The organism is Clostridium sp. (genome assembly GCF_026168755.1).
Lineage (GTDB): Bacteria > Bacillota > Clostridia > Clostridiales > Clostridiaceae > Clostridium.
Genome location: NZ_JAPFDR010000001.1, coordinates 19,839 through 35,560, shown reverse-complemented (window position 1 = coordinate 35,560; position 15,722 = coordinate 19,839). Strand labels below are relative to the sequence as shown.

Sequence of the window (15,722 nt, the reverse complement as noted above, 5' to 3'; positions counted from 1 at the left end):
ATGAGCTTTTTAATAATTATATTTTACATATTTTTTCTTAATAATCTTGGTAATAGTGTAAATATCCTAGGTGAAATCATATCTAAATCTTTTTTATTTATACCTCCAAGGAAAATTAAAGCACATAAATATATAATTCCACCAATTCCCATAAGAATTAATATAACAAAACAAGTTATAATTCTTCCACTTCCAATTATATTTATAATTCTATCAATTGGAACTCTACAAACATAAATCCCCAAAGCCATAAGTGCTGAAGATATAGTAGGAATAATTGCTAATTTAAATATAGGAATTTTCATTTTAAATATTCTTCTTAGCCTGTTATGATTTATAATAACAGGAAGTAAAAATGCAAAGAAGCTCGCAAAAATCGCCCCTAATATGTTTATATCCTTAATAGCAACTAAGAAATAATTAATAACAAACTTTATAATTATCCCTAATAAAGCTGTGCTTAGTACTAAGTATACTTTATTAATACCTTGTAATATAATATTTTGAATTGCAGATATAGACATAAATATTAATACTACCGAACCATACTTTAACAATTCATACCCATCTGTTGTATCAAATAGCATTATGTATATATCTTTACTTAGCATTGATAACCCTACTGCTGCTGGTATAGTTATTAAATAAGTTATTTTAAAACTATATGCCATTTGAGATTTTAATTCTTTTCTATTCTTTTGTATATATGCTTGTATTATCTTAGGAAATACCGCAGCACTCAATGCAGTAACTAGTGCAAAAGGCACATTCAATAATGTATTATAATATCCCAATACACCATATAACCTTCTTGATTCTGCATTTGAAAAACCTGCTTCAAGTAATCTAGATCTTACATTTATAGCATCAACTAGACCTCCAGCATTTTGCAATCCAGCCACCATTATTATTGGCACACCATAAAATAGAAGCTTCCTTAATATTTTTTTATTGCTTATTTGCTTTTCAGATTTATCTTCTATTTCAGCCTTGCCTTCATAGTCAAGTTTATCATACATTAATAATATGAATATTAAGGCTGCAATTGCTCCTATTGTAGTTCCTACTGTTCCTCCTGCACTGCCCCATTCAATGCTAATTTGAATAAATACATATGCAAATATTAAACTTAATACTATATTAACTATTTGCTCAAGCACTTGAGATATCGCTAATGTTTTCATATCTTCTGTACCTTGCATATACCCCCTATATGTTGCTAATATACAGCTAAAAAATACTGTAGGAGCTAAAAACCTTAATGATAAAGCTGCTTCTGACCACTCTGTACCTGAAGCTATAACCTCAGCTAAAGCCATAAAAGCTATTGTAATAATAGCACCTATTATAGCTAAATATGTTCTTGCAACTTTCATAGCTCTTAGAGCATCTTCATGATGCCCTTGAGCTCTTAATTCTGATACAACCTTTGCAACTGCTGGTTGTGCACCTAAGCTTGTAATAGCTAATATAAAAACAAAATATGAATAACTTGCATTATATATTCCAATTCCATCTTGCCCTATAATAGCATTTAATAACGGTATATATGCAGCTGACAATATTTTAACAAGTATTCCTGCCACAGACAGTATAAGAAAACTACGACCCACTGACTTCTCTTCCATAACTTTCCCCTTTATACGTTCTTATATAGTAAATTTAAATACATCCTTCTTTATCTTCTTAAACATCGGTGGAAGTGATTCTGCTATTGTCTTATTTTTCAAATATTCTAACTTTCCATCTGCTCCCTTAAATATAAGCTTATATGCGTAAAGGAACTGATAATTTAATCCAAACTTATTATCAAAGAATGAATTTAACTTTCTATCTCCATATTTAAAATCACCTATTATTGGATTTCCTAAATGACTTAAATGGGCTCTAATTTGATGACTTCTACCTGTAATCAAATCAATTTCAAGTAATGAATATGCTCCATTAGTTTGAACTGTTTTTACTTCCATAGAAATTTCTTTTGTATTAGGCTTCTTTTCATCATATACTTTTGATATATTTTCATTTTCATTTTTTGAAATATAACCTCTGTATATTCCATCTTTTATTTTTCCTTTTACTAAAGCATTGTAATATTTCTTTACCTTACCTTCTCTTATCATCTCATTCATTGTTCTTAATGACTCGAAATTTTTTCCGAATATAACAACACCTGATGTATTTCTATCCAATCTATTACATGGAGCTGGTGTAAATGTCTTTTCTTTCTCTGGTAAATAATCCCCTTTTCCATGTAGATATGATAGTACATAATCAGTAAGTGATGCCTGTGCACCCTTTTGATCTGGATGAACTAAAACACCAGGCCATTTTTCAACAATTACTATATTGTCATCTTCATATGTAACCATAAGTCCACTATAATTTACTTTTATAAATGAATCTTCTTTCTTCTCTTGTTTACTCTGAATATATCTTATTTCAATAACATCCCCTAATTCTAGAGAATAATTTTCTTTTTTCTTTACTCCATTTACCCTTATATCACCTTTTCTTAACGCTTTGAATATGGCACTTAAAGGTACATCTTTTAAATATTTTCTCAAAAACTTATCTAGTCTTTGTCCTGCCTCATTTGTTCCTATTTCAATTTTCAAAAAATCAACTCCTATATTATGTATATGAAACAACTCTTCTTTGTTCAATCAGAGTTGTAAATTCATCTTGCCAAATCAAAGATTTGGAGATTCATTTATGAAACAACTCTTCTCTAATTCGATTAGAGTTGTAAATTCGTTTTTATTATATAAATTTCCATTCTATTAGATTAATATTATTTTTCTAAGTTGTCAAATAATTCATGGCAACTTCACATTGAATTGCTACTCCAATAGGTAATGCATCTTCATCTATGTCAAATAAACTATTATGTGCTGGATGTATTATTCCTTTTTCTTCATTCCTAATTCCTAAGAAATAAAATACTGATGGTACTTTATTTGCAAAGTAAGCAAAACTTTCTACTCCTAATTTAGGGTTCTTTTGTACTTTAACATTTTCAGCTCCTATAATATTCTTAGCTGAATCCTCTAATATTTTCACCATATCATCATCATTATATAAACAAGGATATGATTCCTCTATTTCAATTTCTGCAATCCCCCTAAAAGTTGTACATACCCCATTGACAATTTCCTTTAATCTTAATTTAGCAAATTCTCTATCTTCATTTGTCATAGTCCTTATTATTCCACCTAACTTTACTTCATTAGGTATTATATTTTGTGCTGTTCCACCATGTATGCTACCAATTGTTACAACTGCTGGATTAACAGGCTTTATCTCTCTACTAACTATACTTTGCAGTGAAGTAACAACATGACTTGCCATAACTATTGGATCAACAGCTGTATCAGGATAAGCTCCATGACCCCCAGAACCCTTTATTGTAATCTTAAAAGGATTAGATGCTGCATTTACTGTTCCTCTTCTAACCATTATCATCCCTGCATCTAATGTTTCTTCAACATGTAATCCACACATAACATCTACAGTGGGGTTTGTTAAAACTCCTTCCTCTATCATTACCTTTGCTCCACCAGTAGTTTCCTCTGCTGGTTCAAATATTAACTTTATAGTTCCATTGAATTTATCCTTATTTTTATTTAATAACTTTGCTACACCTAATAAAATTGTAGTATGTCCATCATGTCCACATGCATGCATTTTCCCACTAACCTTTGATGCATAACTACAAGACTTTTTATCCTGCATTGGTAATCCATCAATATCTGCCCTTAAGCCTATTACTTTCTTATTTTCCCCGGCTTTAGTTCCTTCTATTATTCCACATACACCAGTCCCAGCGAATTCTTTAAACTGGATTCCTTCTTTTCTTAAAAAATCTTTTATAAATTTAGATGTATTAGTTTCTTCGAATCCTAGCTCTGGATATTGATGCAAAGTCCTTCTTATTTCTATTAATTCATCTTTAATATGGTTTGCTTCTATATTAAAATTTGTCATAAATAAAAACTTCTCCTAAAAAAATTTACAGGCTTATATTAAAAAATATAAGCCTATTTATATTAATTATATATTATGCATGCTTTTTATTCAATTAATTTGATAATGTATCTCTTTTTATTTATCTTAACATTTTTTCCAACTCATACAATCTAAATCTTTCTGGTTGTTGAAACTCTGCTCCTGATGCTCTTTTTTCTATAAGCTTTTTATACTCCTCAAATTGTGCATCTCCTAATTTTTTTCTTATTACATTTAACTCACATTCTTGAATATACTCTCTTTCTTCTTGAGACAACACCATATATTTATTTAATTTTGAAATTATTTGATTTAAATTCTCCTTTTCATCCGCACTAATTAAATCATCATTCTTTTCAATAAATATCTCTAACTTTTTCCCTTCCTCTGGTGAATAAGCTAATGTTGTCTCTGTAAAACTATTTAAGCTTATAGTAGTAATAATTACAAATAAAATTAACTTTATATATTTTCTATACTTACACATAACGAATCCACCTTTTGCAAAAGATTTTATATACTTATTATTACCCTTTTGCAGAATATTAATTAATATTACTTAATTAATATTATTAAGTTATTCTCCATTAATACCCTTAAAGAAAAACTTCTATCTATATCATCTTTAAACTCTAATGTTATTTTATCTCCCTCTATTAACTTTACTTTTGCATCACCATACTGCCTGTGATATAAAGCATCACCATTTTTAATTCCATAATCCACCGAATTACTCTCTTCTTCTAATCCACTTTCTAAAACAAATCTAGATATATCACTAAACTTACCTCTAATAGTTTTAGGTGAAAATACATAAAGATTCCTAATAGCTCTTGTAATTGCAACATAGAAAAGTCTTCTTTCCTCTTCTAAATTATCCTCTATTGATGATTTATGCGGAATTGTTTCTTCTACGCAATTAATAATAAATACATTTTTAAATTCCATTCCCTTTACACCGTGTATAGTACTGAGAATTACACCATCTTGAACCACTTTACTTTTCTCTATCTCTTCTTTAACATTATCTACATGTGTTAAAAACTCTGATATATTTCTAAACCCTTCTATGGCTCCTTTAAACTCCTCTAACACATCTTCTAAGTCACTAAAATTCTGATTAAATTTACTTGCATATTCTCTCAGATAATCAATATACCCCAAAGAAGATATTATATATTGTACTGCACTTCCTAAGGAAATCTTATTAAGATATGCAATATCCTTCTTTAAATCATCTAATTTTTTTGCTTGAAATGGCGCAGTATCACTTTTATCTATAAGAATATCAAATACATTCTTATACTCTTTATAATTTCCTACATAACTTAAATTACTTTTACTAATATACCTAAATGGCTTATTTATTATAAAGTTAAAAGCCTCTCTATTATATGGATCTACTGATAGCATTAAATAGTTTATTATGTCTTTACATATAAAATGCTCAAAAAAATTATATCCTTTATCTAGTAAAACAAAAGGTATTTTTCTTCTTGTAAAAGTATCTATTAAACTTCTTGCTTCCATATTAGTTCTATACAGTATAGCATTATTACTATAATCTTCACCAATAAAGGATTTAATAATATTTGCAATTTCTTCACCTTGCAAAAATTCATTATAGGGTTTCATGAATCTTATAATTCCCTTTTCAGACTCAAATGATAATATCTCTTTATTATTTCTACCTAAATTATTAGAAATTAACTTTTTAGACATATTAATTATATTCTTTTTACTTCTATAATTTGTTGACAAATATACTTTTTGACCATTAATAAAAGATTTATCAAACTCTACCATATATTCTGGCTTAGACCCTCTAAATGAATATATACATTGATCTTCATCTCCTACAGCAAACAACTCATTTCCATCATTTATCATTTTTAAAAATGCTATTTGCAAGTCGTCACAGTCTTGAAATTCATCAACTAAAACATATTTAAATAATTTTCTATATTTATTTAATATATTAGAGTTATTCTTAAATAGATATAATACTCTTACAGATAAATCATCAAAATCCCAAAGCTTTTCTTTTTCTTTATGCTTTTCATATTGCTCATAACATTCCTTAAAAATTTCCATAGATATTGATGGTGAAAATTCCTCTAATTCTCCTAATGATGTTTTAAATAATGATATGTTATTTAAAACATCTCTAACCTTATCATCATTTACATCATCAAAATATTTTCCTAATACACTTTTTACTATTCCATGTCCCTTACCACCATCTATTATTTTTATATCAAAACCTTCTCTAAGTAAAATCTTATAAAACAATCCATGGAAAGTTCCAAAAAAAGGCGCTATATCTTTTTTAAAAATATTTTTATATCTTGATTTCATATTCTCAGCAGCTGCTCTAGTGAATGTTATAACAATAATATTTCCAACTTTAATTTTTCTTTCTTCAATAAGGTGATTAACTCTATTTATTATAACTGTTGTTTTACCACTTCCTGGAGCAGCTACTACTAATGTATTTTTACCTTTAATATTAATTGCTTTGATTTGGTAATTATCTAATGCTACTTTCATACATACTCCTTAAATATAATATACTTTAATTATTGACTTAATTATAATATAAATAACTATATTGTAATAATTTATATATAGATGTACAATATCTTTAGGTATTTTTCAATAAAGGAGATAAAAATGGAAAATTTAATGAGATTTGACGTTACTAACGAAAGAAATCTTACAATGCTTGTAGATTTTTATGAATTAACAATGGCTAATGGATATTTTAATAAAGGAGTAGAAGATAGAATAGCATACTTTGATATGTACTTCAGAAGAGTACCTGATGGCGGTGGATACTGTATCATGGCTGGAGTTGATCAACTTATTCAATATTTAAATAATTTATCATTTACTAAAAGTGATATTAAATACTTAGAAGAAAAAAATATTTTTTCAAAAGAGTTTTTAGATTACTTAAGAAACTTTAAGTTTGAATGTGATGTTTGGGCTATTCCTGAAGGAAATCCTGTTTTTCCAAATCAACCTTTAGTAACAGTTAGAGGGCCTGTTGTTCAAGCTCAATTTGTTGAAACAATGATACTTTTAACTATAAATCACCAAACATTAATAGCTACTAAAGCAAATAGGATTTGTAGAGCTGCTAATGGAAAAACTGTTATGGAATTTGGTTCAAGACGTGCTCAAGGTTATGATGGTGCCATATATGGTGCAAGAGCCTCTATAATAGGTGGTTGTGACTCTACTGCTTGTACAATTGCAGACAAATATTTTAACGTTCCTGCTGTTGGGACTATGGCTCATAGTTGGGTACAACTATTTGATACTGAATATGAAGCTTTTGAAGCTTGGGCTCAAGCATATCCTGACAATTGCTCTTTATTAATCGATACTTACAATGTTCTTAAATCTGGTTTGCCTAACGCTATTAAAGTTTTTGATAAAGTTCTAAAACCACTAGGTAAGAGACCAAAAGGAATAAGAATTGATTCTGGAGATATAACATATTTAACTAAAAAATGTAGAAAAATACTTGATGAAGCTGGTTATAGCGACTGTAAAATAATTGTATCTAACTCTTTAGATGAACATATAATAAGAGATGTCTTATCACAAGGAGCTTGCATTGATGCATTTGGTGTTGGTGAAAGACTAATAACTGCAAAATCTGAACCTGTATTTGGTGGTGTTTATAAACTTGTAGCTGTTGAAAAAGACTCTACAATAATTCCAAAAATTAAAATTAGTGAAAATAGCGAAAAAATTACTAATCCTGGTTTCAAAAAAATATATAGATTATTTGATAGGAATACTGATATCGCAATAGCTGATGTTATTTCCTTAAATGATGAACAAATAGATGAAAAATCTGAACTTGAAATCTTCCATCCAATTCATACATGGAAAAGAAAAAAAATAAATAATTTTTATACAAAAGAATTATTAGTTAAAATTTTCGAAAAAGGTGAACAAATTTATTTTTCACCTTCAGTATTAGAAATTAAGGAGTTTTCTAAACAAGAAATCTCTAAATTATGGCCTGAAGTTTTAAGATTTGAAAATCCTCATACTTATTATGTGGATCTTTCACCAAAGCTTTGGAAATTAAAACAAGAACTTTTAATGGAAAAAAAACACTAAAAAATTTAATAGTCACTGACGCCTTGCTTCAGTGACTATTATACTTACTCATCCTTATACCCTACATATGTTGGAATTATATACTCCAAACTCTTATCTTCTGAATACATAAAGTCATCATCAATAATCTCTTTAAAAATAACCTTATCTCCTACTAAATGTTCAACAAAAGGGCAAATTTCATTATTATTTTTAACTGGACTCATCGGACATTCATTACTACAACTTATCTTCTCTCTCTTACTTGACCAAAATGGACATTTACTCATAACCCATACCCCCACTTTATTTGTAAACGAAATCACGAGTCTATTATATATTATTTTTATACATAAATAAACTTTTATTCCATTTTCCATAATACCTTGTACTATTTATTTATAATATAACATATTTTCTCATTAAATCAATATTTTTATATTTTTTTGATAAAAAAATATCAATTTCTTCATAAAAGAAATTGATATTTTAAAACTATATATTTTATTTTTTAATAGCAGAATTTTTAACAACTGATATTTTTATTATTTCATTTTGGAATGCCTTTAATAATGCCTTTTCTAAAACTTTTTGTTGATCAAAGTTTTCAATATCTCTACATTCAGCAAAAACTTTATTTAATTCTCCATCAACATTTGTATATGTTAATGTAACATATGGCTTATCATATTCAACCTTTACTATTTTTAGCCCCCAAGAAATTTGAGCATAATCACCATCTAGTGTTAACTTAGTTAAAGATTTTAATTTTTCATTTTCAGCATTTGGATCATTAATTATTAATAACTCATCTCCAACTTTATACTTTGCCATATAAATCCTCCTTTATATTTATATTAACTCCAAATTATATTTTTTGTAATTAATATAATAATACATAATTATTATTCCTCATTCTTCTTATAAAATATCATAATTTTTATAATTTTACAATAATATTTTACTGAATTTTATTTATTAATTAATAAATGTTATTGACAAATAATTATAACTTTTAATATAATATTATCAAATAAATATAGGAAGGTGCTTCTTATGGAAGATATAATTCTAACCTTTAAAGAAAAGAAATTAAAATTAACACCTCAAAGATTAGCTGTTTATCAATATCTAAAAAGTACTCGTGAACATCCTTCTGCCGAAACTATTTATAAAGCTTTACAACCAAATTACCCTACTATGAGTCTTGCAACGGTATATAAAACTCTAAAAACTTTAGTAGAAATCGATCTTGTACAAGAAATTAATATTGGCGAAGGCAATTTTAGATATGATGGGAATTGTAGTGAACATGGTCATATACGATGCATTAACTGTGGTAAAGTAGATGATTTATGTGATGTAGATTTTTCACCTTTAAATAAAATGGTTGAGGAAAATACGCAATATAAAGTTAAATGGAATAAACTTTTCTTTTATGGTCTATGTAAAGATTGTCAGTAGAATTTTCTACTGGCTTTTTTATTTTATGGAAGTATTTATTATATTATATCTTCATATACTTAACTGAGGTGATACTATGTTTAATTTTATAAATAAAAAAAAGAATACTCTTATAACTTTAATTATTATATTCTTTTTAATAAGTATAATAACTATAATTAATACATATTTGCAAAATACAGAAACTTTATCCAATAACCTTTTAGAAAACATTCCCGAATATGACTTTGATTGTGATGGTGAAAATGATAAAGTAACAATTATATCAACTAATTCAACCTACTCAATAAAAATAAAAAATTCTACTGGCGAAATATTATTAAAGAGTAATGAATTTGATTACTCACTACTAGATATAACTTCCTCTTGTAGTATAAATATTTCCTACATAGATTTAAATCGAAATAAAATTCCCGAATTAATTATTAGTGGTTTTAAAAATAATAAACCAACTTTTTATATATTCCAATGGCTAGATAATACTTTTAAAGAAATTCTTTTTTCTCAAGGTAATATTTTAGGAATCTTAGATTATAATAATGCTAGAACCCCAAAAGTGTTTACAACTAACTCAAGCGCTGGAGATAAAGGTACTAATAGCTATATATTAAATTCTAATTCAATAAAAGATATTAGTTTTAGTAAGCAAACAATTCCATCATTAGGCAATATTCAAACACTTATTAACCTTATTGAGGCTGATTATGAACTAGATGATGCCCCTGATATATTTACTTCATATATTCCAACCGAAGAACTAGGAATTCTTTGGAATTTAGATAAATCTACTTATCGCTATTCTTTTCAAAAAGGTTATTTCTATGACATATCATGGGATAATTTAGGAAAGGCAACCTCAATATACTGGGTGCTTTCATTTGAAAAAATTAATTTTATTGATTCAAATAATTCTCCTGAAGAACTCACTATATATGTAAAAGTAAATCTAGAAGAACTAGACAAATATAAAATATCTTCTATAATGAAGAATTAATAAAAGGCCGCTATAAAAGCGGCCTAAAAGGGGGATGGGGGGGTTTAGCTCCAATGAAGATGAATCTTCATTAGCTATAGGAGAATACTCTCCGGTACAATAATAGTATTAACATTTCTAAAAATTTTATTCATCTTTTATTATTGCTCATCAAAAGCTCCATCATTATACATATGAATTATTTTATCTATAAACTCTCCTCTTTCTCCACCTACAATACTTCTAATAGCTTTTAACATTTTCATATTTTCATCATTTCTATCAATACTATCCTCAAAAATACTACCATCAACACTATTATCTTCTTGCTCTTCATCTTTATTATCAACTTCTTTATTCCAATTACTGTTTTGATTTATCGAAGTTCCCATAGGATTCATATTCCCCATTAAATTTCCTAAATTTAAGTTATTAAAATCAAATCCTTGTGTATTCATAGATTGCAACAAACTACTTATTTGATTCATATCTATATTTCCGAACATACTGCTTAATAATTGATTAGGATTTATCCCAAATAGTCCATTATTATATGTTTGTCTATTATTCATATTATTACTTGCATTATTATTCATATTTGTATTATTTCCATTTTCACTTCTAACTTCACGCCTAGTATCACTTCTTCTCTTATGCTTGCGCTTGGACATACAGCTTCCTCCAATTAATTTCTTTACTCTATTATATGTAATTAAATAATATATGTTTATAAATTAAGACATTTTTTTGGAGGGTCGTTAGACCCTCCATCCTCTTAACTAGCAGCAGCAGTTACTTTCACAGCAGCAATTGTTTCCTACGCTATTATTTCCTCCAAATAGGCTACCATAGGATCCACCACATAGTAAGAATAATAAGATTATTAAATATGAGCAGTTATTGTTAAGAAGCCCTGAACCACAAGCAATTAATAAGAATATAATTGGTGCTACACAATTGTTTAACCCACCAAATATATTTCCACAGCATCCACCATTATTTGCTACATTATTATTGCAGCAACAAGGTTCACAACAACATTTTTCACAACAGCATTTATTGTGTTTTTTCTTTGACATAACTATTCCTCCTTCCTACTAAACTATATTAGGTTACCACAAGATGCTACATTATTTCCACAGTTTCCAAAATTACCGCATCCGAAGCTACCATTACATAAGAATAGGATAACTAGTAAGAATAAATATCCTCCACCACAATTTCCTAATCCACCAAATAAACCACCATTTCCATAGTTTCCAGTATTTCCACAACAGCAATTACTATTTGTGTTACAACAGCATCCTGAATTTCCACCATACCCTGCATTTCCACCTTGTCCAGCATAGAATAAAATTAATAATATCCAGATCCAGCTTCCAAAACCACATCCAAAATTACCACAATTTCCAAAGCCACTACAGCATTGATCTACTGGAGGACAACTTGGACATTCAATGTCATTTAGTTCATCAATCATATCTTGCATACTAGGCATATTAACATTCCTCCTAAGAATTTGATTTTTTTGTTTTTATACTATATACTATTCTTCTTAATATTATTTGACACTATTTTTATCTTTATAATGATATTTTTTCTTAAAATTTACTAATTTTAAGTTTTCATGTCATCCTAATATTTTCCCCTCTCTACTAATTATTCCAAACCGCTATTAAATGTGATAAATACCGCCAAAATAAAATAGCCACCCATCTTCGGGTAGCTATTTCACTAATTTTTAGCTTCTTCTGATAAGTCTTCAAATATATTATCTATTAACTCATCTTTTCCCCTTTTATTTAAAGATGAGAAGAAATAAAACTTATCTGTACTTCCAAGCCCTAATGTTTCCTTTATCAGCTTTCTACTTTTAGCAAGCTCATTGTTTGAAAGCTTATCACTCTTTGTTGCAATTACTATACAATCATAATCAAAATGTTTAATCCATTCATACATCATAATATCATCTGCTGTAGGTTTGTGTCTTGAATCAACTAATAGTATAACTCTTTTTAACTCCTGCCTATCTGTCAGATACATTTCTATAGTTTTGCCCCAACTTTCTTTTTCTTTTTTAGATACCTTAGCATATCCATACCCTGGTAAGTCAACTAAATAAAAATCATCATTTATCAAGAAAAAGTTTATTAATCTTGTCTTACCAGGTGTTTGAGATACCTTAGCAAGTTTTCTTCTATTTGTTAAAGCATTTATTATCGAACTCTTACCTACATTAGATCTTCCAACGAAAGCAATTTCATTTCTACCATCTATTGGATACTGATTTCTCTTAACGGCAGATATAATAAACTCTGATTTTTTAATTATCACTTTTATCAACTCCGATTAATGCATTTTGTAATACCTCTTCAACATTATCAGCAAATATTAAATTTAACTTTCCTTTAATTGATGATGGTATTTCATCTACATTCTTTTTATTTTCTTTTGGTAAAATAATAGTATCAATTCCTATTCTATGAGCAGCTAAACACTTTTCCTTAACACCACCAATAGCTAATACTCTTCCTGTTAAAGTAACTTCTCCAGTCATAGCTATATTTCCTTTTACTTGCTTTTTAGATAAAGCTGACACTAATGCTGTAACTAATGTTACTCCTGCAGAAGGTCCATCCTTTGGAACTGCCCCTTCTGGCACATGAATATGGATATCATTTTTCTTATAAAAATCAGCTGCTATGTCATATTTATCACTATTAGCTCTTACATAACTATACGCAGTCTTAGCTGATTCTTGCATTACTGAACCTAATTGACCTGTTAATTCAAGTTTACCATTTCCCTTCATAACAGCTACTTCAACTGGTAATGTATCTCCACCATATGCAGTCCAAGCAAGACCAGTAACAACTCCAATCTTATCTTTTTTATCATCATTTTCAAACTCAAATAAAACTGGGCCTAGATACTTCTCTAGCTTATTTGCTGAAACTGTTAAACTCTTCTTTTTACTCTTAATTAATTCAGTAATAGCTTTTCTAATTACCTTATTAATTTGCCTTTCTAAAGTTCTAACACCAGATTCTCTAGTGTATCCATTTACTATTTCTTTCATAGTATTATCTGAAATTTTTATTGTTTTTTCATCAACACCATACTCTTCCATAGCTCTATTAATCAAATGATTTTTAGCAATATGGAACTTTTCTTCATAGGTATATCCTGAAACCTGAATTATTTCCATTCTATCAAGTAATGCTCTAGGAATAGTATCTAATGAGTTAGCAGTAGTAATGAAAAGAACATTAGATAAATCAATAGGAACTTCCATATAAGAATCCCTAAATGTTTTATTTTGGTTTTGATCTAAAACTTCTAATAAAGCATCTGATGGATTCCCTTTATAGTCTGCACTTAATTTATCAATTTCATCTAATAAAACCAATGGATTGCTCACTTTAGCTTCTTTTAAAGCATAAACTAATCTTCCTGGCATAGCACCAATATAAGTTCTTCTATGCCCTCTTATTTCCGCTTCATCACGAATTCCTCCTAATGAAATTCTCACAAACTTTTTGTTTAATGACTTAGCTACTGATTTAGCAATAGAACTTTTCCCAACTCCCGGAGGTCCTACTAGGCATAAAATAGGTCCCTTTAGGGATTTTGTGTATTGTTTTACTGCTAGATACTCTAAAATTCTTTCTTTTACTTCTTCTAATCCATAATGTTCTTCATCAAGTATCATTGAAGCCTTTTCTATATCAAAAGAATCTTTAGTAGATTTATTCCAAGGCAATGCAACTATCCAATCTAAATAACTTCTAATATTATTTCCATCACTTGAATTAGACGATTTTAATCTTGATAACTCATAATCTGCCTTTTCTCTTACTTCTTTTGGCATTCTAAGTTTCCTTAAAGCATTAATATATTTTCTTATTTCTCTCTGTTCTTCATCTTCTCCAAGTTCCTCTTGAATAACCTTAATCTGTTCTCTTAAAAAATATTCTTTATTACTTCTATCAAGCTTAGTCTTTACTTTGTTACCTATCTCTTTTTCTATTTCAACTATCTGTATTTCCTCATCAATAAAAACAAGTAATTTTTCTATTCTATCATGAACATCAATAGTCTCTAATATGAATTGCTTCTTTTCATCTTCTAATTGTATATAAGCAGCAATTAAATCTGTAACTTTTCCTAAATTCTTTTCCTGATCCATCATTTGAAGAACTTTACTATTATCACCTTCTGTTGCATGTATATATGCGGCAAAGGCCTTACCAAGTTGATTTCTAAAAGCTAAATCTTCATTAGTTTCAACATTTTTTTCAGATTCCGCTATTTTTTCAATAGCACATCTTAAATAATTATCTTTTTCTTCAAACTCTAATAACCTAGCCCTCTCTATACCTTCAACTAAAACTCTGGTAGTTCCTTTTGGAAGCTTAAGTATTTGCTTTATTTTACATATAGTTCCTATTGAGTACATGTCCTCTTTTTCAGTTGGTAACTCAACTTCTGGATCCTTTTGAGTAACTAAAAATATTTTACCCTCTTGTAACATAGCTTCTTCAAGAGAAGCAATAGACTTTTCTCTACCAATATCAAAATGTATAATCATATTGGGAAAAATAGTAATACCCCTAAGAGGAATTAATGGCAATAAAATTGAATTTGTATTCATTTTCCCCCTCCATTCTAAATCTCATCTTACTAATACATTTAACTTTTCTATTATACACATAAATATTATTTTTTTCAACTTTATCCGAAAACTATCTAAATTGTTCGTTAGAGCTTGAATGCCGTGATGCCGAAAATTAATGATATTATCTCCATGAATTATGTAATTTTCGTTAAGAATTTATATTGTTTTTTTCCAGAAAAAGAGCTAAAGCTTCGAAAGTCATTTCATTCCCTCAGATTCTTAAAGCTCTTTTTCTTCCCAAAGCAATTAAATTCTAAAACTTAATTACAATATTCCTTCAGATAATATCATTAATTTTTCTTTATCACTGGCCTTTAAGCTTAAAGATACAATTTCCCGTGTCATCACCTTAAAAGTTAACGACTTCTGCTATCAAATTATTAACTTTTAAATATATACATTTTTATAACTAAAATTATAAATTTATAAATTAAATATAATATCAGAAAAATTTGTAGCAGAAAACATTAACTATAAAGT

15 protein-coding genes are annotated in these 15,722 nt (G+C 28.2%); 3 read left to right on the top strand and 12 right to left on the bottom strand.

Translation table 11 applies throughout. From position 1 onward, the window contains the following. Positions 1 to 23: 23 nt before the first annotated feature. The 5 genes from Q0Y03_RS00180 to Q0Y03_RS00160 all read right to left on the bottom strand — a co-directional run bounded on the left by Q0Y03_RS00180 (position 24) and on the right by Q0Y03_RS00160 (position 6,558). Complete coding sequence (locus Q0Y03_RS00180) at positions 24 to 1,628, bottom strand: polysaccharide biosynthesis protein (protein ID WP_297711837.1); 1,605 nt, start codon at positions 1,626 to 1,628, stop codon at positions 24 to 26. A gap of 21 nt (positions 1,629 to 1,649) precedes the next feature. After that, positions 1,650 to 2,618, bottom strand: coding sequence for an RluA family pseudouridine synthase (locus Q0Y03_RS00175; RefSeq protein ID WP_133016508.1), 969 nt, complete (start codon positions 2,616 to 2,618; stop codon positions 1,650 to 1,652). A gap of 184 nt (positions 2,619 to 2,802) precedes the next feature. Next, positions 2,803 to 3,987, bottom strand: a complete 1,185-nt coding sequence (locus Q0Y03_RS00170; protein ID WP_297711836.1) for a M20 family metallopeptidase — start codon at positions 3,985 to 3,987, stop codon at positions 2,803 to 2,805. A gap of 121 nt (positions 3,988 to 4,108) precedes the next feature. Beyond that, positions 4,109 to 4,495: a hypothetical protein gene (locus Q0Y03_RS00165; RefSeq protein ID WP_297711835.1), complete on the bottom strand. Its 387-nt coding sequence runs from the start codon at positions 4,493 to 4,495 to the stop codon at positions 4,109 to 4,111. A gap of 68 nt (positions 4,496 to 4,563) precedes the next feature. Beyond that, positions 4,564 to 6,558: an ATP-dependent helicase gene (locus Q0Y03_RS00160; protein WP_297711834.1), complete on the bottom strand. Its 1,995-nt coding sequence runs from the start codon at positions 6,556 to 6,558 to the stop codon at positions 4,564 to 4,566. 123 nt (positions 6,559 to 6,681) lie between these two features. On the opposite strand from Q0Y03_RS00160, the gene Q0Y03_RS00155 reads away from it, so the two are divergent. Further along, positions 6,682 to 8,148, top strand: coding sequence for a nicotinate phosphoribosyltransferase (locus Q0Y03_RS00155; RefSeq protein WP_297711833.1), 1,467 nt, complete (start codon positions 6,682 to 6,684; stop codon positions 8,146 to 8,148). 44 nt (positions 8,149 to 8,192) lie between these two features. On the opposite strand, the gene Q0Y03_RS00150 is transcribed toward Q0Y03_RS00155, so the two are convergent. Both Q0Y03_RS00150 and Q0Y03_RS00145 read right to left on the bottom strand, forming a co-directional pair. Then, positions 8,193 to 8,417, bottom strand: a complete 225-nt coding sequence (locus tag Q0Y03_RS00150) for a hypothetical protein (RefSeq protein WP_297711832.1) — start codon at positions 8,415 to 8,417, stop codon at positions 8,193 to 8,195. 214 nt (positions 8,418 to 8,631) lie between these two features. Continuing rightward, on the bottom strand, positions 8,632 to 8,961 hold the full coding sequence (locus Q0Y03_RS00145) for a hypothetical protein (RefSeq protein WP_297711831.1): 330 nt from the start codon (positions 8,959 to 8,961) through the stop codon (positions 8,632 to 8,634). 222 nt (positions 8,962 to 9,183) lie between these two features. Here Q0Y03_RS00145 and Q0Y03_RS00140 point away from each other — a divergent pair, with 222 nt between their 5' ends. Together Q0Y03_RS00140 and Q0Y03_RS00135 are read left to right on the top strand one after the other, a co-directional pair. Next, on the top strand, positions 9,184 to 9,591 hold the full coding sequence (locus Q0Y03_RS00140; RefSeq protein ID WP_297711830.1) for a Fur family transcriptional regulator: 408 nt from the start codon (positions 9,184 to 9,186) through the stop codon (positions 9,589 to 9,591). A 76-nt stretch (positions 9,592 to 9,667) separates the two neighbouring features. Beyond that, positions 9,668 to 10,585 (top strand): hypothetical protein, encoded by a 918-nt coding sequence (locus Q0Y03_RS00135; protein WP_297711829.1) that lies wholly within the window; start codon positions 9,668 to 9,670, stop codon positions 10,583 to 10,585. Between the two features lie 140 nt (positions 10,586 to 10,725). Here Q0Y03_RS00135 and Q0Y03_RS00130 read toward each other — a convergent pair whose 3' ends face one another. The 5 genes from Q0Y03_RS00130 to lon form a co-directional block, all read right to left on the bottom strand. Beyond that, positions 10,726 to 11,235 carry a hypothetical protein gene (locus tag Q0Y03_RS00130; RefSeq protein WP_297711827.1) on the bottom strand — a complete coding sequence of 170 codons (510 nt, stop codon included), beginning with the start codon at positions 11,233 to 11,235 and terminating at the stop codon, positions 10,726 to 10,728. A gap of 108 nt (positions 11,236 to 11,343) precedes the next feature. Next, the gene (locus Q0Y03_RS00125) at positions 11,344 to 11,643 is read right to left on the bottom strand and encodes a hypothetical protein (protein ID WP_297711826.1); all 300 of its coding nucleotides are present in this window, start codon (positions 11,641 to 11,643) and stop codon (positions 11,344 to 11,346) included. A gap of 23 nt (positions 11,644 to 11,666) precedes the next feature. Continuing rightward, positions 11,667 to 12,062 (bottom strand): hypothetical protein, encoded by a 396-nt coding sequence (locus Q0Y03_RS00120; RefSeq protein ID WP_297711825.1) that lies wholly within the window; start codon positions 12,060 to 12,062, stop codon positions 11,667 to 11,669. Positions 12,063 to 12,298: 236 nt separating this feature from the next. Continuing rightward, a complete protein-coding gene (gene yihA / locus Q0Y03_RS00115; protein ID WP_297711824.1) occupies positions 12,299 to 12,898 on the bottom strand; it encodes a ribosome biogenesis GTP-binding protein YihA/YsxC in 600 nt (199 codons plus the stop codon). Further along, positions 12,888 to 15,218, bottom strand: coding sequence for an endopeptidase La (gene lon, locus Q0Y03_RS00110; RefSeq protein WP_297711823.1), 2,331 nt, complete (start codon positions 15,216 to 15,218; stop codon positions 12,888 to 12,890). The genes yihA and lon overlap by 11 nt, the downstream gene beginning before the upstream one ends. Positions 15,219 to 15,722 lie beyond the last annotated feature (504 nt).